This is a genomic window from Neorhizobium sp. USDA 3394 (assembly GCF_056280385.1).
Map to the genome: position 1 here is coordinate 2,581,834 of NZ_JBWCDU010000001.1, position 18,314 is coordinate 2,600,147.

The window sequence follows — 18,314 nt, forward strand, 5'->3', positions numbered from 1 at the left end:
TGGCTCCGGTTCAATGACTTTCGATGAATAAAAGGAGCACGGCGATGGCACGGGCGCTCGGGCTTGATTTCGGCACGACGAATACGGTTCTGGCATTGGCGGATGGCGGCAGCACGACGCATTCGATGCGCTTCTCCAGCAGTGCCGGCGAGAGCGATTCCATGCGCACCGCGCTCTCCTTCATGAAGGATCCGGTGATGGGCGCGCAGGCGCTGAAGGTCGAGGCCGGACAGGCGGCGATCCGCCAGTTCATCGACAATCCCGGCGACTGTCGTTTCCTGCAGTCGATCAAGACGTTTGCGGCGAGCGCGCTGTTCCAGGGCACGCTGGTCTTTGCCCGCCGGCACGTCTTCGAGGACCTGATGGAGATCTTCCTGAAGCGCCTGAAAACCTATGCGGAGGACAGTTGGCCGACCGACGTGTCGCGGGTAATCGCCGGACGGCCGGTGCATTTCGCCGGCGCCAACCCGGATCCGAAGCTTGCGACCGAGCGCTACAACGAGGCGTTGACCCGGCTCGGCTTTCCGGAAATCCACTATGTCTACGAACCGGTCGCGGCCGCCTATTACTTCGCCCAGCCGCTGAAGAGCGACGCGACCGTCCTCGTTGCCGACTTCGGCGGCGGCACGACCGACTATTCGCTGATCCGTTTCGAAACCAAGGCCGGCAAGCTGACCGCCACCCCGATCGGCCATTCGGGCGTCGGCGTCGCGGGCGACCATTTCGACTACCGGATGATCGATAACCTGGTGTCCCCGGAAATCGGCAAGGGCAGCAAGTTCAAGAGTTTCGACAAGGTGCTGGACGTGCCGGCCGGCTATTACGTCAATTTCGGCCGCTGGAACCAGCTGTCGATCTTCAAGACCACGCGCGAATTCACCGACCTGAAATCGTTGGTACGCTCGGCGCTGGAACCGGAAAAGCTCGAACTGTTCGTCGATCTCGTCGACCATGACGAGGGATACCCGCTCTACCAGGCGATTTCCGCGACCAAGATGGCGCTGTCGGGAGCAGAGGAAGCGGAATTCAACTTTGCCCCTCTCGGCAAGGCCGGCCGGAAAATGGTGAAGCGCACCGATTTCGAAGGCTGGATCGCCGAAGACCTCGGCCGCATCGAGGGCGCGCTCGACGAGGTGCTCGAAAAGACCGGCACCGCACCCGGAGAGATCGACAAGGTGTTCCTGACCGGCGGCACGTCCTTCGTGCCGGCCGTGCGACGGATTTTCACGCAGCGATTCGATGCAGGCAAGATCGAGACCGGCGGCGAACTCCTGTCGATCGCCCACGGCCTGGCGCTGATCGGCGAGAGTGACAATATCGCGCAATGGGCGGCTTGAGGGGAAACGGCGCAAGAAACAAAGCTCCCTTTGGGAATGCACGACGTCGCGTGGAGCCCCTCCCCCTTGTGGGGAGGGGTTGGGGAGGGGAGCTTTTGTTCACAGTAAGAAAGACCCCTCCCGCCTGCCGGCCACCCTCCCCACAAGGGGGAGGGTTAAGACTGCCGCGCCGCATTGCCACAATTCCCCCCTCCTCATTGCCCCGAAACCGGTTCCCTCTTCGCTGCCACATGCTGTAGTGTGAACGTGATGAACATCGCCAAAGACATGGACGCCCCCGAACTTGCCGCCCTTCTGCATTTCTATGCGGATGCGGGCGTGGAGTGGCTTGTCGAGGACGAACCTGTCGACCGCTTCGCCCAGTTTGCGGCCCAGAAGGCGGCGCAGGCTGAGGCGAGAGCCCCGGCATCTGCCCGGCAGCAGCAACCGACGAACTATGAGCAGGCGCCGAACTCCCAGGCAGCGGCGGCAACGCCGAAACGCACAGCTCCGGCAGCGCGCGCCGCAGCACCACCACCCGCCTCCGCGCCCGTATCGGTTCCCGACGAGCAGGCGGTCGCCTCGGCGCGGTTTGCGGCGGAAAGCGCCCGGTCGCTCGACGAGCTCAGAACCGCGCTCGAAGCCTTCAACGGCTGCAACCTGAAGAACGGCGCGCGCAACACGGTGTTTGCGAGCGGTAACCCCGCCTCCGGCATCATGGTGATCGGACCGATGCCGAATGCGGATGACGATCGCGACGGTATTCCTTTCTCCGGCCGGCAGGGGCAGCTGCTCGACCGCATGCTCGGCGCGATCGGCCTTGCCCGCGACGGCGTCCTGCTCTCCAACGTCATCCCCTGGCGGCCGCCGGGCAATCGCATGCCGTCGCAGGCGGAGATGGATATCTGCCGGCCGTTCCTGGAGCGCCAAGTGGCGCTCGCCGAGCCGAAACTGCTGCTACTGCTCGGCAATTTCCCGGCCCGATTCTTCTTTGGTGGCAATGGCACGATCCATTCGATGCGCGGCGAATGGCGGGAGCTCTCCTTCGGCGGCATCGCTGTGTCGGCGATCGCCACACTGCATCCGCAGGAACTGCTCGCCGCACCCGCCAACAAGGCGCTGGCCTGGCAGGACCTTTTGATGTTCAAAATGCGGTTTTCTGGGCACTGACTGCCCACATTCGGGCAGAATTGCCCAAAATTTGCGTAAGGTTACGGAAATATGAAACATGCCATGCAAACCACGCATGGCAGCGCAGCGTTTTGCTGCGTTGCAGAATCGATGCTGCATTGCAATATTAGGCTTGTGTCTTGGGAGGAATTCTAGGTTTAAGGAACCAAGGCCAATGACGACCCGCTTCCGCCCGATCCATTCGGGTTTCGAAACTCTTCGCATCGCCGGCCTGTCGCCGCGGTCGACGAAGGGCTATCACCATTTCGGCTCCGCGACGAACGAGCAGCTCACCTCCTGCGCCATGGCGCGTCCGGTCGGCGTCACTCGTCCGGCTTCGATCTTCGCCGATTTCCGCGAACGTTGATCGCGCGACCCAAGGAAGCATCAGCCATGACGGCCATCCTCCACCCGATCCGTACCCTGCGTGAGAACTTTTCTCACATCGGCGCTGCCGTGAACGCATCGCGCGAATACAGCCGCGCCGGTGCTGTTCGCGCCTGTGCCGAAGCCGCCAACCCGGTCGCCGCGGCCATCCCGCTTTAGGCATCCGGCTTTTTCAAGTCCCCGGGGGTCAAGCCCCGGGCGGCGAAGCCTTGCGTGCCGCCTTCCGCTCGAGCCCCAGTTGATGCTCGCGGTAGATGATGAAAATCCCCGCCGATACCGTGATCGCCGTCCCGACCAGCATGGTCGCCGTCGGCACATCCCCGAACAGAACATAGGCAATGCAGATCCCGAGAAGGATCGAGGTGTATTCGAACGGCGCGACCGTCGAGACATCCGCATTTCGATAGCTCTCGGTCAGCAGGATCTGCCCCAAGCCACCGCAGAAGCCGGAGCCGATCAGGAACAGCTTTTCGGGCATCGTCAGCACCGCCCAGCCGAAGGGCAGGCTCAACAGCGAAAACAGCGCGCCCGACAGCGAGAAATAGAGGACGATCGTCGCCGTCTTCTCTGTGCGCACGAGCTGGCGCGTCTGGATCATCGCAAAACCCGCCAGCACCGCCGAGAGGATGACGGAGGCGGCGCCAACCGCCTGCTCCGACCCCATGCCGCCCTGTTCGAACATGGTGAGCTTCGGCCATGAGATGATCACCACCCCGACCATGCCGACCATGACGGCGCTCCAGCGGTAGATGCGCACCGTCTCCTTGAGGAAGATCGCGGCGAGGACCACCGCCAGGAGCGGCGAGGAATAACCGATCGCGATCGCATCCGGCATCGGCAGATGCACCAGGCCGTAAAAGCCGAAAACCATCGACAGGATACCGAGAAACCCGCGTTTCACATGGCCTGTCAGGCTGTTCGTGTGGAAGGCGCCGCGCAGTTCCCCCTGAAAGGCGAGATAGGCCATGATTGGGACGAGCGCGAAGGCGGAGCGGTAGAAGGTGATCTGTCCGGCCGGGATATCGGGACCTGCCGATTTGATACAGGTCTGCATCATCACGAAGATCACCACGGAGGTGACTTTGAACATGATCCCGCGCAGGGGATTCAGGGCATCGGCGGACATCAACAACTCATGGGGATTTTAGGGGGGATTTTAGGCGGAAATCCAGTCCGCACCGACAGGGCGCTTGCAGAGACGACGTGGGAAGATTCAGTTTGACGACAAAGTAACGGAAAAGTGGCATGAGCGGGATCAAAACTGATGATAGGTCGATCAATATCCGTGACCTCGTGAAAGATTGCGCGAAATATAGCAGAATGAAATCGAGCTTTATTTTAGCCAAAGTTTCAACAATCGTTTAGCATTGCGTGCAATTATCCGCGCGGCGACGGGTGTGTGCCAATTCGAAGGGAGTGCCTGCGGGGGGCTCCCGATACCAATTTGAAGACCCGGTTCAGGAAGCAACATGCGAACAGATACGGGCCAGATCGTTCATCTGGCAGATTACCGCCCCACAGACTTCGTCCTGGAACGCGTCGATCTGACCTTCGAGCTCGACCCCACCAACACAAAGGTTGATGCGCGGCTGATCTTCCACCGGCGCGAAGGTGTCGATCCGTCTGCGCCGCTGGTGCTGGATGGCGACGAACTGACGCTGTCCGGGCTGCTGCTCGACCAGAACGAAGTGCCCGCGGCGCAGTACGATGCGACGCCGGAAAGCCTGACGATCCGCGACCTGCCGGCCGAGCAGCCCTTCGAAATCACCATCACCACCTTCATCAATCCGGAAGCCAATACCCAGTTGATGGGCCTCTACCGGACCAACGGCGTCTACTGCACCCAGTGCGAGGCGGAAGGCTTCCGCCGCATCAGCTATTTCCCCGACCGGCCGGACGTGCTGGCGCCCTATACGATCACCATCATCGGCGACAAGGCCGCCAATCCGGTCATGCTGTCGAACGGCAACTTTCTCGGCGGCGCCGGTTACGACGAAGGCCGCGCGTTTGCCGCCTGGTTCGACCCGCATCCGAAGCCGAGCTATCTGTTCGCGCTGGTCGCCGGCGATCTGGGCGTGGTCGAAGACAAATTCGTCACCATGTCGGAGCGTGAAGTCACGCTGAAGATCTATGTGGAGCATGGCAAGGAGGCCCGCGCGGCCTATGCCATGGACGCGCTGAAGCGCTCGATGAAGTGGGACGAGGAGCGGTTCGGCCGCGAATACGACCTCGACATCTTCATGATCGTCGCCGTGTCCGACTTCAACATGGGGGCCATGGAGAACAAGGGCCTCAACATCTTCAACGACAAATACGTGCTCGCCGACCCTGAAACCGCGACCGACCAGGATTACGCGAATATCGAAGCGATCATCGCCCACGAATATTTCCACAACTGGACCGGCAATCGCATCACCTGCCGGGACTGGTTCCAGCTCTGCCTGAAGGAAGGCCTGACGGTCTATCGCGACCACGAGTTCTCCGCCGACCAGCGCTCGCGCGCGGTAAAGCGCATCGCCGAGGTGCGGCACCTGAAGTCGGAACAGTTCCCGGAAGATGCAGGCCCCCTTGCGCATCCGGTCCGCCCGACCAAATACCGCGAGATCAACAATTTCTACACGACGACCGTCTACGAAAAAGGTTCGGAAGTCACCCGCATGATCGCCACGCTGCTTGGCCGTGACGACTTCAAGGCGGGCATGGACCTTTATTTCGAGCGCCATGACGGCCAGGCCGCGACGGTCGAGGATTTCGTCAAGTCGTTCGAGGATGCGAGCGGCCGTGATCTCACGCAATTCTCGCTCTGGTATCATCAGGCCGGTACGCCCCTGGTCACCGTGTCGAGCGAATACGACCAGGCAAGCGGCACGTTCAAGCTGTCGCTCGAGCAGATGATCCCGGCCACCCCCGGCCAGACGGCCAAGGAGCCGATGCATATCCCGCTCTCCTTCGCGCTCATCCTCGACAACGGCTCGGCGGCAGTGCCGACCAAGGTCGCGGGCGGCGAGGTCACCGGCGACGTGCTGCATCTGACCGAGCGCCGGCAGACCTTTACCTTTTCGGGCATTTCCTCCCGCCCCGTCCTGTCGCTCAACCGGTCGTTCTCGGCACCGATCAACCTGCATCTGGACCAGACGCCGGCCGATCTCGCCCATATCGCCCGCCACGACACCGATCTCTTCGCCCGCTGGCAGGCGCTGACCGATCTTGCCCTGCCGAACCTGATGCAGGCGGCGCGTGACGCCCGCGAGGGCAAGCCGATCACCTGCGATCCGGCCTTCGTCGCAGCGCTTCTCGAAGCAGCCGGCGACGAGACTTTGGAACCCGCCTTCCGCGCCCAGGCGCTGGCGTTGCCGAGCGAGGCCGACATCGCCCGCGAACTCGGCGGCAACAACGACCCCGATGCGATCCATGCGGGCCGCAACGCCATTCTGTCGGAGATCGCCAAGGCCGGAACCAAGACCTTCCAACGCCTGTTCGAGGACATGAAGGTCGAAGGCGCCTTCACGCCGGATGCCGCAGGCGCCGGCAAGCGGTCGCTGCGCAACACCGCGCTGTCCTATCTCACCTATGCGGAAGGAACGCCGGCCCGCGCCGCCGCAGCCTTCGCATCCGCCGACAACATGACCGATCTCGCCCAGGCGCTGGCCGTTCTCGCCCACCGTTTCCCGGACGCACCGGAAGCGGCCGACGCGCTCGCCACGTTCCTGGCCCGCTTCGACGGCAACCCGCTTGTCATCGACAAGTGGTTCTCGACCCAGGCGACCATTCCGGGTGCCGGCGCACTTGCCCGTATCAAGGCGCTGATGGAGAACCCGCGCTTCATCGCCACCAATCCGAACCGGGTGCGCTCGCTGATCGGCACGTTTGCCTTCGGCAACCCGACCGGCTTCAACCGCGCCGACGGCGAAGGTTACCGGTTCCTGGCCGAGCAGATCCTGGCGATCGACCCGCGCAATCCGCAGCTCGCCGCCCGGATCCTGACCTCGATGCGCTCGTGGCGATCGCTGGAGCCGCAGCGCGCCGAGCATGCCCGGGCAGCGCTGACAACGATTGAACAGACTGCGACGCTTTCGACCGACGTGCGCGACATCGTCGAGCGGATGCTCAAGGGTTGAGTTGAAGGCGCCGGCTTCAAGCGCCGGCGCATTTTTCCAGAAAACGGGAAACGAGCGACCGGCAATAGTCGGGCGTCATTTCGCGGTCGCCGAACAGGATGTGGTAGATGATCGGTGCGACGACGAAGTCGATCGCCTCGCCCACGTCGAAGGCGTTCTCGCCGCGGGTCAGGGCACGCTCGCGCAACGTCTCCAGGTGATCGTAGGTGAACTGGCAGCAACGGCCCGCCGCGTCGCCTTCCATACTGCCAAGCACATCCGCCAGCATCGAGCGCCCGACCTTCGACGACATCTCCTCCGCATATTGAAGAATGAAGGTTTCGAGATCGGACCCCATCGCGCCGGTGTCTTCCGGGTCGGCGACCGGGCGCATGCGCGCGACCGCGACATCCGCCAGGAGTTCCGACAGATCCCCCCAGCGGCGATAGATGGTCGATGGCGTCACGCCGGACTTTTCCGCGATCATCGGCACGGTGATCTCGCCGCGATCCATGGTCTTCAGCAGATCCTGGACGGTGCGGTGCACCTCCGACTGTATGCGGGCACTGCGCCCACCCTGGCGCACCATTTCCCTGGCCAATCTGTTCTCCTTGCCGGCACGCGCCGGAGATATGAAATTCCTTAATGCAAAGATATTGCATTAATCCGGCAATGCAACTACATGCCGCTAACGCTAAGAATTTGCGTTAAGGTGAACCGCCATGAGCAGCATCCTCCCCCCGCCCAATTCCCCGTCCGCTTTCCGGATGACGGTCTACAGTTTCATATTCGCGGTGCTGATCTCCGCGACCAGCAGCGCGCCGACGCCGCTCTACCATCTTTACCAGGAGCTCTTTCATCTCTCCCCGGCGATGATCACACTGATCTTCGGTTCCTATTCCTTCGCGTTGCTCGCAGCGCTTCTGACGGTCGGCGGGCTTTCGGACTATCTCGGGCGGCGCCCGCTGATCCTGCTGGCACTGATCTTCAACGCTGCGGCGCTGATCGTCTTCATGCTGGCTGAATCGGGCACGATGCTGCTCGTCGGCCGTATCGTCCAAGGTTTCGCGACCGGCATCGCTTTCCCGACCTTTGGGGCGACGATCCTCGATACCGACAAGCGCCGGGGGCCGACGCTCAACAGCATCACCGCCTTTCTCGGCCTGATGGTCGGCACGCTTGCCGGCGGCACGCTCGTCGCCTTCGCACCCGCGCCAACGCACCTCATCTACGCGCTTCTTTTCATCGTGACAGTGGCCGGCATCATCGCGCTTGCCTTCATGCCGGAGACCATCACCGGACGGCCGGGCGCGCTCGCCGCCATGCGTCCGCATATCAGCGTGCCGCAGCGGGCCCGCACGACGCTTCTCAAGGTCACGCCGGTCAATGTCGCCGGCTGGGCGCTCGGGGGCTTTTATCTGTCGCTGATGCCGACGCTGGTTGCGGTTGCGACCGGAATCACCTCGCCCTTCGTGGGCGGTACCGTCGTCGCGACGCTGATGCTGAGCGCCACCGCCTCGGTCTTCGTGTTCCGCGCATGGACGCCGCAACGGGTTCTCTCGACCGGCACGACCGCGCTAATGATGGGCGTCCTGATCACTCTCTCGGGCGTACACCTGCAGGCGGTCTGGCTTCTCTACCTCGGCACGGCGGTGGCCGGTCTCGGGTTCGGATCGATCTTTTCGAACATCCTGAAGATCGTCCTGCCGCTTGCCGAGAGCCATGAAAGAGCCGGTCTGTTCGCAGCCTTCCTGGTCGAGAGCTACCTCGCCTTCTCGATCCCGGCCATTGCCGCCGGACTGATCGCTCCGACGCTTGGTCTCTCCAATACCGCGTATGTCTATGGCGGTGCAATCATCACGCTCGCGGTGATTTCGATCGCGGCCACACGCAGCACCCTTTCCGAAAGCCCGGCCGTCTCCTGAGACGGCCGGTTTGCCGCCCTCGCGGGACTCTTCCGATTCGCAATTGAATCAAATCGTTAAAAAAATCTTAGCAAGCCTCTGGACACGAAGAATCACTAATGATTCATTAAGGCAGATTCGGGCGAGCGGCGCGCCGAATCACCATGAGGGACACCATGAAAACCATGTCGGACGTGCAGCGGGCAACCGCGGCCGAGGGGCGGCTGCGTCTTAAATTTCCAAGCCTTGGAAGTTTGCGGCGGGTCATCCCGGATGAGGCCCGACTCTCCGTCAAGCCCATCGCGCGGCAGATGCCGCGGGTGGAACTTGTTCTCAAACGTTCGATCCCCCTTCTTATCATCGCATTCCTGACGGTCGTCGCCGCGTCGCGCATCCTCGGCATCGTCTCCGAATACACGCGGATGGAAGACGCCGCACGCCAGGCGACCGCGCTGATGGCCGCCACGGCGAGTGCTGCCTTCTCCGGCGACGCGACGGCACTCATCGGTCGAGACCGCGCCGCCGCGGAAAAACGCCTTGGGACTTTCCTGCCGCAGGAACGCCTGGAGGCCGAGGCCTTCTTCCTCTTCGTCGACGAAACCGGCCGGATCTTCGGCGGAACCAAGCAGGCCGCCAGCTATATCGGCAGGCGCCTCACCTCAGTCCTGCCGGAAACCGCCGCGTTGCGGCGCTTCGGTGACGAGAGCGGCGTGATCGAAACCTATTTCGGCGACGTTCCGCATTACGCGGCCATCGAGATGGTCGGCAGCGAAGGCGTGCTGATCGTGGCGGCCTATTCGCTGGAGAGCATCAATCTTGCATGGCGTCACGACGTGTCCCTCAACGTCACGCTCTTCACCGGCATTTCGGCAATCCTGCTGGTCATCCTCTATGCCTACTACATGCAGGTGAAACGCGCCCGCGAGGCCGACGAGACCTTCATCGAATCCAATCTGCGCATTGAGACGGCACTGTCGCGCGGCCGTTGCGGGCTGTGGGATTTCGACGTCAGCAACCGGCGCCTGTTCTGGTCGGGATCGATGTACGAGATGCTCGGCCTGCCGCCTGCCGGCAACGTGATCTCGTTTACCGATGCCGCACGGATGATGCATCCGACCGACGGCAATATCTATGCGCTCGCCCGCGCCATCAGCCGCGGCAATGCCAAGCAGGTCGACCAGGTTTTCCGCATGCGCCATGCGGCCGGTCATTATGTATGGATGCGTGCCCGCGCCCAGCTGGTGAAGACCAGCCAGGGTCGTACCCATGTCATCGGCATCGCCATGGACGTCACGGAGCAGCATCGCCTTGCCCAGCGCTATGCGGAAGCCGACCAGCGTCTTGCGGACGCGATCGAATGCACGTCGGAAGCCTTCGTGCTCTGGGACAAGAACGACCGGCTGGTGATGTGCAACACCCATTTCCAGCAGGCTTACGGACTGCCCGACAGCGTGCTGGTGCCCGGCACCGAGCGTCACGCCGTCAACGCCGCCGCCGCGCGGCCGGTCATCGAGCGCCGCGTCGCCGATCCGGACGGCAGCGGCCTCTCGCGCACCACGGAAGTGCAGCTCGCCGACGAGCGCTGGCTGCAGATCAACGAGCGCCGCACCCGCGACGGCGGCCTGGTCTCGGTCGGCACCGACATCACGCTGCTGAAGCGCCACCAGGAACGGCTGCGCGACAGCGAGCGCCGGCTGATGGCGACGATCGGCGACCTTTCCTCCTCGCAGAAGAAACTGGAGCGCCAGAAGTCCGAGCTTTCGATCGCCAACGCCAATTATCAGGCGGAAAAGGAACGCGCGGAGGCCGCCAACAAGGCCAAGTCGGAATTCCTCGCCAACATGTCGCATGAACTCAGGACCCCGCTCAACGCAATTCTTGGCTTCTCGGAAATCTTGACGAACGGCATGTTCGGACCGCTCGGCTCGCCGAAATATTCGGAATATTCCAAGGACATCCACGACAGCGGCAAACATCTCCTCAACGTCATCAACGACATTCTCGACATGTCGAAGATCGAGGCGGGCCACATGCGCATCCAATGCGAGGCCGTCGACCTGAAACCGCTGATCGAGGAAAGCCTGCGCCTCACCTCGATCTCGGCCCAGGACAAGCAGATCGCCATCCATCAGCGCCTGTGCGACAGCCTCCACATGGTGGCCGATCGCCGCGCATTGAAGCAGGTGATGCTCAACATCCTCTCCAACGCCGTCAAGTTCACCAACCATGGCGGCCGGATCGAACTGCGTGCCCGCAAGATGGAAAAAGGGGTGCTGTTGACGATCGCCGATACCGGCATCGGCATTCCGATGGAAGCGCTCAACAAGATCGGCCAGCCGTTCGAGCAGGTGCAGAGCCAGTATGCCAAGAGCAAAGGCGGCTCGGGACTGGGACTTGCGATTTCCCGCTCGCTGATCGGCCTTCACGGCGGCAAGATGCGGATCCGTTCACGGGTCGGCGAAGGAACGGTCGTCTCGCTGCTCATCCCAGACCAGCCGATGCTGGTTGGTCGCAAGCGGGTGGCGTGAGGTCAACGGCGAAACCGTTGTGGGGCGGAGACGCCCGTCATTTCCCGACAACCAATTGGAATATTCCCCGCACCGCCTTCGAGAGCCGCTTTACCTCGCCCTCCAGCGTGCGGATATCCGGGCAATCCCCTGCCCGGCAGACGCGCTCGACGAGCCCCGCGGGCGCATCGCCCGGATCGAACGGTCCGTCGACGCAGAGCCGGACGATCTGTGAAAGCTCGGTGAAAAGCCGTAGCGCCTCGACACAGGTATCGAGATCGGCGGGTTTCATCAGCTTTTCGCCGAGCGCCTTCAAAGCTTCTTCCGTGCTAAAACCATAGGTATCGAGCGTGACGCCCCTGGCCGGCGCTATCAGCCGCAGATACTGGGCGATGAACTCGATATCGATCAGGCCGCCGGGGACAAGCTTGAAATCCCAGATATCGCGCGGCGGCTTTTCCTTTTCGATCAGTTCGCGCATCTCGGCAACGTCCCTGGCGATCTTCGCGATATCGCGCTTGGTCGACAGCACTTCGCGGATCAGGCCCTTCGCCTCGTCGACAAGGCTTTCCTCGCCGCAGATCAGCCGGGCGCGGGTGAGCGCCATGTGTTCCCAGGTCCAGGCCTCCTGGCGCTGGTATTTGCCGAATGCGTTGATGCGGGTGGCAACCGGACCCTTGTTGCCCGACGGCCTCAAGCGCAGATCGACCTCGAAGATGATCCCCTCCGCCATCGGCGCCGAAAGCGCTGCGACCAGCCGCTGCGTCAGACGGGTGAAATAACGGGTGGAATCGAGCGGCTTGTCGCCATCGCTTTCCATCGCCTCACCGTCGTAGTCGTAGAGCAGGATGAGATCGACGTCGGAACCCGCGGTCAGCTCGAAACTGCCGAGCTTGCCCATGCCCATGACGGCGACGCGGCCACCTGGATAAAGGCCGTGGGCGCTGCGGATCTCCCCGGTCACCGCCTTCAGAGCGGCGTCGATCAGGAGGTCGGCAAGGTGGGTGAAGGCGCGTGCCGCCTGGGCACCCGAGATCGCCCCCGTCAGCAGCCGGATGCCGATCAGGAACCGCTGCTCGGCGGCAAAGATGCGCAGGCGATCAAGCTTTTCCTCGTAGTGCCGGCCGGCGGTCAGGAATGCGGCCAAGCGCCAGGAGAGATAGTCTCGGGTCGGCAGTTCGGCCATCAGGCCGGGATCGAGCATGCCGTCGAAGACATGCGGCTTGGAGGCGATGATATCTGCAAGCCGAGGCGCCGAGGACATGATTGTGACGATCAGCGCCAGCAGCGGCGGATTGTTGCCGATCAGCGAAAAGAGCTGGATGCCGGCCGGCAGGCCCCTCAGGAAACTGTCGAACCGCAGCAGCGCCTCGTCGGCACGTTTGCTCTCGCCGAACGCCATTAAAAGCGCCGGCATCAGCTCGGTCAGCCGCTCGCGCGCCTCGGCCGACTGGGTGGCGCGATAGCGGCCGTAATGCCACGTGCGGATGACGCGGGAAATGTCGGCCGGCCGCTCGAAGCCGAGCGAGGCGAGCGTCTTCAGCGTGCCCGGATCGTCCTGCTGGCCGGTGAAGACAAGGTTGCCGTCACTGCTGGTCAGCTTTGCCTCCTGCTCGAAGAGCCGCGCATAACGTTTCTCGACTGTGCGCAGCACCTCTTCAAGCCTGGCGGAAAAACCGGCGGTATCGGCAAAACCGAGCATGAAGGCGATGCGCTTCAGCTCGGCATCGGTTTCCGGCAGGTTATGGGTCTGCTCGTCGCGCACCATCTGGATGCGGTGTTCTACATCGCGCAGGAACCAGTAGGCCTCGGTCAGTTCGGCGGCGATCTCGGGCGTGATCCATCTTGCCTCGGCGAGCGCGGCAAGCGCCACTTCCGTATCTCGGGCCCGCAGCGGCGGCATGCGGCCGCCGGCGATCAATTGCTGGGTCTGGGCAAAAAACTCGATCTCGCGGATGCCGCCACGGCCGAGCTTGACGTCATGGCCCTTCACGGCAATCGCGCCGTGACCCTTGTGGACATGGATCTGCCGCTTGATCGAGTGGATGTCGGCGATCGCCGCATAGTCGAGATATTTGCGGAACACGAAGGGCGTCAGCAGCCGCATGAAATTTTCGCCCGCCGCAATGTCGCCGGCGATCGGCCGCGCCTTGATGAAGGCCGCCCGCTCCCAGTTCTGCCCCCTGCCCTCGTAATAGATCAGCGCCGCATCGAGCGACACGGCGAGCGGCGTGGAACCGGGATCGGGCCGCAGGCGCAGGTCGGTGCGGAACACGTAGCCGTCGGCGGTACGTTCCTGCAGGATGCGGATGAGGCGGCGCATCATCCGGCCATAGACTTCCGACCCGTCGAGCGGATCGGTGAGGATGCCCGTTTCGGGATCGAAGAACACGACGATATCGATATCGGAGGAATAGTTGAGCTCGCGGCCGCCGAGCTTGCCCATGCCAAGCACGATCAGGCCCGAGCCCTTGCTCGGCTCATTGAGGTCGGCGAGCTTCAGCTTGCCGCTTTCATGGCCGGCGACCAGAAGGTAGTCGATTGCCGCGGCGACGGAGGCTTCGGCAAACAGGCTCAACCAGCGTGTCGTGTCCTTCGCGGAAAAGATGCGGGCGAGATCGGCAAGCGCGACGAGGAAGCTCAAAGCCCGCTTGGCAGTCCGCAGTGCCGCCATCACCTCGTTTTCAGACGGAGCCTTGCCGTCCCTCGGCAGCCAGGTCCGACGCGCCGTTTCGACCAGCCGATCAAGGGCCGGCTCCAGCGGTTCCGTGATCGCGGTCGCCAGCAGCTTTGGCGAGATGACCGCCGTGTCGCGCAGATAAGGTGAGAGGGTAAAGGCCGCGACGATGAAGTCTCGGAGCGCGCTGTCCTTGCCAAGCAGTGCCGCGACCGAAGGTTCGGACTTGCCGATATCCTTCAGCACAGCCATCGCCGCCTTGGTCTCAGTCTGGTTCAGCGGGCGGATCACCCCCGCCTTCACCGTATCGAGCCGATTTCCGGTCTCCGACACTGGCACCTCCCGTGATTCTTCCCTGGCGAAACTTAGGGCTTCGGCACGGGAAAGACCATGGTGACCGTCAGGCCGGGCGCGGCGATGTTAGTCTCGTCGGTGGCGGAGAGTTCCAGCGAGCCGCCATGCAGCTCCATCACCGCTTCGACCAGCGACAGGCCGAGGCCGGTGCCGGGCTTGGAGCGGCTTTCGTCCAGGCGGAAGAACCGCTTGGTTACCTCGCCCCGCTTGTCGGCCGGAATGCCGGGGCCGTTGTCGCAGACGGAGAGCCTGAGCGTGCCGTCGCTCCTGGCGAGCTTCACGCCGATCTTGGGCGTCTGGCTTCCCTCGGAGGCATATTTGATCGCGTTGTCGAGGAGATTGAAGATCGCCTGGCCGATGAGTTCCCGGTTGCCCTTGACGACGAGACCCGGTTCGAGCTCGGTGGTGAGCGAAAGACCCGCCTCCTCCGCCGCCGGCTCGTAGAGTTCGGCACTGTCGGCGGAGATTGCCGACAGATCGACATCGGACATTTCCGCGGCGATAGAGCCTGCCTCGACACGGGAGATCATCAAAAGCGCGTTGAAGGTGCGGATAAGCTGGTCGGATTCGGCAATGATGCCTTCGAGGGCTGTCCGGCGCACGTCCGCGCGATCCTCGCCCAGCGCATCGGCCGCCTTGTTGCGCAGTCTCGTCAGCGGCGTCTTCAGGTCGTGGGCAATGTTGTCGGAAACCTGCCGCAGGCCTTCGTTGAGCTTCTCGATGCGTCCGAGCATGGCGTTCAGCGAATCCGACAGCCGATCGAATTCGTCGCCGGATTTGCCGACCGGCAGGCGCTGCGAAAGGTCGCCCGCCATGATCTTCTGGCTCGCCGCCGACATCCGGTCGATGCGTTTCAACGCATTGCGGCCGATGCCGAACCAGATCACCAGCGCCCCGACGCCCATGATGGCCAATGCCACCATCAGCGCCCGGCGCACGATGCCGCGGAACCGGCTCGGGTCGCCAAGATCGCGGCCGACCATCACCCTGAGCCCGTTGTCGAGGCGGAGCACGTTTGCGATGGCGAGATGACGGCGAGGACGATCCGCTTCCGTATAGGGTTCGTAGGTGAAGGGGAGTTCCGTCCAACCTTGGTCGTCGAGCACGCCTGGCTGGACGGAGGCGACGTTGCCGGCGAGCATCTCGCCGTTCAGGCCGGCGATGACGTAGAGATTGGCGCCCGGCTGGCGGGCCCGCCGCTCCATCATCCGCAGAAGCAGGCTGACACCGCCCCGCTCATAGGCGCGCTGTATCTCCTGCACTTCCTCCTGCAGCGACTGGCGCGTCTGCTGCGCCAGCAGCCGTTCGGACATTGCCGTCACGTAAATGACCAGAAATGCCGCACATAGGGCGAAGAGCAGGATATAGAGCGCCGACAGCCGCACGGCCGTCGAGCGGAACATCAGGCGGGCACGTGCCAGCAACTCGGCTTACCCCTCATCCTTGATCATGTAGCCGGCGCCGCGGATCGTCTTCAAAAGCGGCTTCTCGAAATCCTTCTCGATCTTCGATCTCAGCCGCGAGACATGCACGTCGATAACATTGGTCTGGGGGTCGAAATGGTAGTCCCAGACGTTTTCGAGCAGCATGGTGCGGGTCACCACCTGGCCGGCATTCTTCATCAGATATTCGAGCAGGCGAAACTCGCGCGGCTGCAACAGCACTTCCTTGCCGGCGCGCTTCACTTCGTGCGACAGCCGATCAAGCTCCAGGTCCCCGACCCGGTAGACCATGTCCTGTTCCGGCGTGCCCTTGCGGCGGCCGAGGACTTCGACGCGAGCGAGAAGCTCGGAAAAGGCGTAGGGCTTCGGCAGGTAGTCGTCGCCGCCGGCGCGCAGGCCGGTCACGCGGTCGTCCACCTGGCCGAGCGCCGAAAGGATCAGGACAGGCGCATTGACGCCGCGCTTTCTCAGTTCGCTGATGACGGACAGCCCGTCGCGGCGCGGCAGCATGCGGTCGATGACCATCACGTCGTAGGAATTTTCGGTTCCCATGAACAAGCCGCTCTCGCCGTCGCTTGCATGATCGACCACTATCCCGGCCTCGCGAAAGGCCTTGGTCATGTAGGCTGCCGCCTCCAAGTCGTCTTCTATCACCAGAATCTTCATGTGCGGGACAATAGCGTCCGCGCCGGTCTTTGCACTACGGGAATCTGCGGTGCCGGCAGAATATCGGGTATCCGTCTCCATCACTCGCTCCATGGAAAGAACAAGGGCGCCGGCCGTTGCCGGCGGCGCCCCTGACCTTGCGACCTATTTTTAAGAAATCAGCCTTCGTTGATCGGCAGGGCGACGAAGCGGCTGGTATTGTTTTCACCAGCCACCTGGAACAGCGCGCGGGTGCGGCCATCCTTGCGGGCCTGGTCGAGAACCTTGCCGACATCGGCGGCGCTGGTGACCTTGCGATTGTTGACCGAGACGATCTTTTCACCAGTCTTCAGGCCGCGAGCAGCGGCTTCCGAGTCCGGGTCTACGTCGGTCACCGAGAGACCGGAACCGTCTTCGGCCGGAGCGACGGTGATGCCGAGGCTGGCAAGCGCCTTGTCGCTGGACGGCGCCGGAGCGTCGGACTGCTTCGGCGTGGCCGCGGCGGCTTCATCGCTCTGGAGATTGCCGAGCGTGACCGGGATCTTCTGGGCCTTGCCATCGCGCCACAGGTCGACCTCGACCTTGGTGTTGGGGCCGAAGGCGGCGACGCGCTTGGCGAGATCACGGGCATCCTTGATCGGCTGGCCGTTGACGGCAGTGATGACGTCGCCTTCCTTGATGCCGGCCTTCTGGCCCGGAGAGCCTTCCTGCGGAGCGACGACGAGAGCGCCGGTCGCTTCCTTGAGGCCGAGCGAGTCGGCGATGTCCTGGGTCACCGGCTGGATCTGCACGCCGAGCCAGCCGCGATCGACCTTGCCGTCCTTCATCAGGTCGGCAACAACGTCCTTGGCGGTGGAAGACGGGATCGCAAAGGCGATGCCGACATTGCCGCCCGACGGCGAGAAGATCGCGGTGTTGATGCCGACCACTTCGCCGGAGAGGTTAAAGGTCGGGCCGCCGGAATTGCCGCGGTTCACGGCCGCATCCACCTGGATGTAGTCGTCATAGGGACCGGAGCCGATGTCGCGGCCGCGGGCCGAAACGATGCCTGCGGTGACCGTACCGCCAAGGCCGAACGGATTGCCGACGGCAACCACCCAGTCGCCGACGCGGACTTTCGAGTCGTCCGCGAAGTTGACATAGGTGAACTTGCGGCTGGTGGCGTCGACCTTGAGCACGGCGAGATCGGTGCGGCTGTCCTTGCCGACCAGCTTGGCTTCGAGTTCCGTGCCGTCATTCAAAACGACCGTGTAGGCCGAGCCATCGGAAACGACGTGGTTGTTGGTGACGACATAGCCGTCTTCGGAGATGAAGAACCCGGAACCCTGTGCAGCCGGGCGCAGGCGATGAGGACGATTGCCGTCCTGGCCCCGCGGGCCGTTGCGTTCGGCGCGATCCTGGTTGCGGTTGTTGCGGTCGCCCGGAGCGCCCGGCACCTGGCCGCCGAATTCACGGAAGAAACGCTTCAGCGGGTGGTCGTCGGGAAGCTGGTCGAAGCCGCGGCCGCCGAAACTGAACGAACTGGTGTCATCGGAAACGGGCTGGGCGTCGGACTGGACGCGGACGGAAACGACGGCGGGGGAGACGGCGGAGACGACATCGGCAAAGCTCGGGGCCTGCGGTGCGGTAACGCTGACCGGAGCCGCGTATGACTGCACGACCTGGCCCGGGATGCCGCTCGAGAGCATGACCGCGGCAAGACCAGCAACCGTGGTGGTCTTCAAGACGGTCTTCAGAGAGGGACGTCCGATATTGCGCATGTTTTAAGCTACCTTCTTCTCTTCAGTCATTTTGGCTGGAGGTCAGCCAAGCGGT

13 protein-coding genes are annotated in these 18,314 nt (G+C 63.2%); 7 read left to right on the forward strand and 6 right to left on the reverse strand.

Annotated elements, in window-relative coordinates; genetic code table 11:
• Positions 1-44 precede the first annotated feature (44 nt).
• The 4 genes from ACZ9EJ_RS12515 (at position 45) to ACZ9EJ_RS12530 (ending at position 3,032) form a co-directional block, all read left to right on the forward strand.
• Positions 45-1,337: an Hsp70 family protein gene (locus ACZ9EJ_RS12515; protein ID WP_046641502.1), complete on the forward strand. Its 1,293-nt coding sequence runs from the start codon at positions 45-47 to the stop codon at positions 1,335-1,337.
• 249 nt (positions 1,338-1,586) lie between these two features.
• Positions 1,587-2,486, forward strand: a complete 900-nt coding sequence (locus ACZ9EJ_RS12520) for a uracil-DNA glycosylase (protein ID WP_046641503.1) — start codon at positions 1,587-1,589, stop codon at positions 2,484-2,486.
• Positions 2,487-2,661: 175 nt separating this feature from the next.
• Positions 2,662-2,853 carry a hypothetical protein gene (locus ACZ9EJ_RS12525; protein WP_046629868.1) on the forward strand — a complete coding sequence of 64 codons (192 nt, stop codon included), beginning with the start codon at positions 2,662-2,664 and terminating at the stop codon, positions 2,851-2,853.
• A 26-nt stretch (positions 2,854-2,879) separates the two neighbouring features.
• Complete coding sequence (locus tag ACZ9EJ_RS12530) at positions 2,880-3,032, forward strand: hypothetical protein (protein WP_251091206.1); 153 nt, start codon at positions 2,880-2,882, stop codon at positions 3,030-3,032.
• Between the two features lie 28 nt (positions 3,033-3,060).
• Here the strand turns inward: ACZ9EJ_RS12530 and ACZ9EJ_RS12535 are convergent, their stop codons facing one another.
• Positions 3,061-3,999: a DMT family transporter gene (locus tag ACZ9EJ_RS12535; protein ID WP_046629867.1), complete on the reverse strand. Its 939-nt coding sequence runs from the start codon at positions 3,997-3,999 to the stop codon at positions 3,061-3,063.
• 343 nt (positions 4,000-4,342) lie between these two features.
• On the opposite strand from ACZ9EJ_RS12535, the gene pepN reads away from it, so the two are divergent.
• Complete coding sequence (pepN, locus tag ACZ9EJ_RS12540; RefSeq protein ID WP_046641504.1) at positions 4,343-6,991, forward strand: aminopeptidase N; 2,649 nt, start codon at positions 4,343-4,345, stop codon at positions 6,989-6,991.
• A 16-nt stretch (positions 6,992-7,007) separates the two neighbouring features.
• Here pepN and ACZ9EJ_RS12545 read toward each other — a convergent pair whose 3' ends face one another.
• Positions 7,008-7,571, reverse strand: coding sequence for a TetR/AcrR family transcriptional regulator (locus ACZ9EJ_RS12545; protein WP_251091207.1), 564 nt, complete (start codon positions 7,569-7,571; stop codon positions 7,008-7,010).
• Between the two features lie 121 nt (positions 7,572-7,692).
• On the opposite strand from ACZ9EJ_RS12545, the gene ACZ9EJ_RS12550 reads away from it, so the two are divergent.
• Positions 7,693-8,895, forward strand: a complete 1,203-nt coding sequence (locus ACZ9EJ_RS12550) for an MFS transporter (RefSeq protein ID WP_046641506.1) — start codon at positions 7,693-7,695, stop codon at positions 8,893-8,895.
• A 164-nt stretch (positions 8,896-9,059) separates the two neighbouring features.
• Complete coding sequence (locus tag ACZ9EJ_RS12555; RefSeq protein WP_046630062.1) at positions 9,060-11,402, forward strand: PAS domain-containing sensor histidine kinase; 2,343 nt, start codon at positions 9,060-9,062, stop codon at positions 11,400-11,402.
• A 37-nt stretch (positions 11,403-11,439) separates the two neighbouring features.
• Here ACZ9EJ_RS12555 and ACZ9EJ_RS12560 read toward each other — a convergent pair whose 3' ends face one another.
• The 4 genes from ACZ9EJ_RS12560 to ACZ9EJ_RS12575 form a co-directional block, all read right to left on the reverse strand.
• The gene (locus ACZ9EJ_RS12560; protein WP_251091208.1) at positions 11,440-14,391 is read right to left on the reverse strand and encodes a bifunctional [glutamine synthetase] adenylyltransferase/[glutamine synthetase]-adenylyl-L-tyrosine phosphorylase; all 2,952 of its coding nucleotides are present in this window, start codon (positions 14,389-14,391) and stop codon (positions 11,440-11,442) included.
• A gap of 32 nt (positions 14,392-14,423) precedes the next feature.
• Complete coding sequence (locus tag ACZ9EJ_RS12565; protein WP_046641508.1) at positions 14,424-15,815, reverse strand: sensor histidine kinase; 1,392 nt, start codon at positions 15,813-15,815, stop codon at positions 14,424-14,426.
• Positions 15,816-15,842: 27 nt separating this feature from the next.
• Positions 15,843-16,601: a response regulator transcription factor gene (locus ACZ9EJ_RS12570; RefSeq protein WP_280952731.1), complete on the reverse strand. Its 759-nt coding sequence runs from the start codon at positions 16,599-16,601 to the stop codon at positions 15,843-15,845.
• Positions 16,602-16,678: 77 nt separating this feature from the next.
• A complete protein-coding gene (locus tag ACZ9EJ_RS12575) occupies positions 16,679-18,259 on the reverse strand; it encodes a Do family serine endopeptidase (RefSeq protein ID WP_046629861.1) in 1,581 nt (526 codons plus the stop codon).
• Positions 18,260-18,314 lie beyond the last annotated feature (55 nt).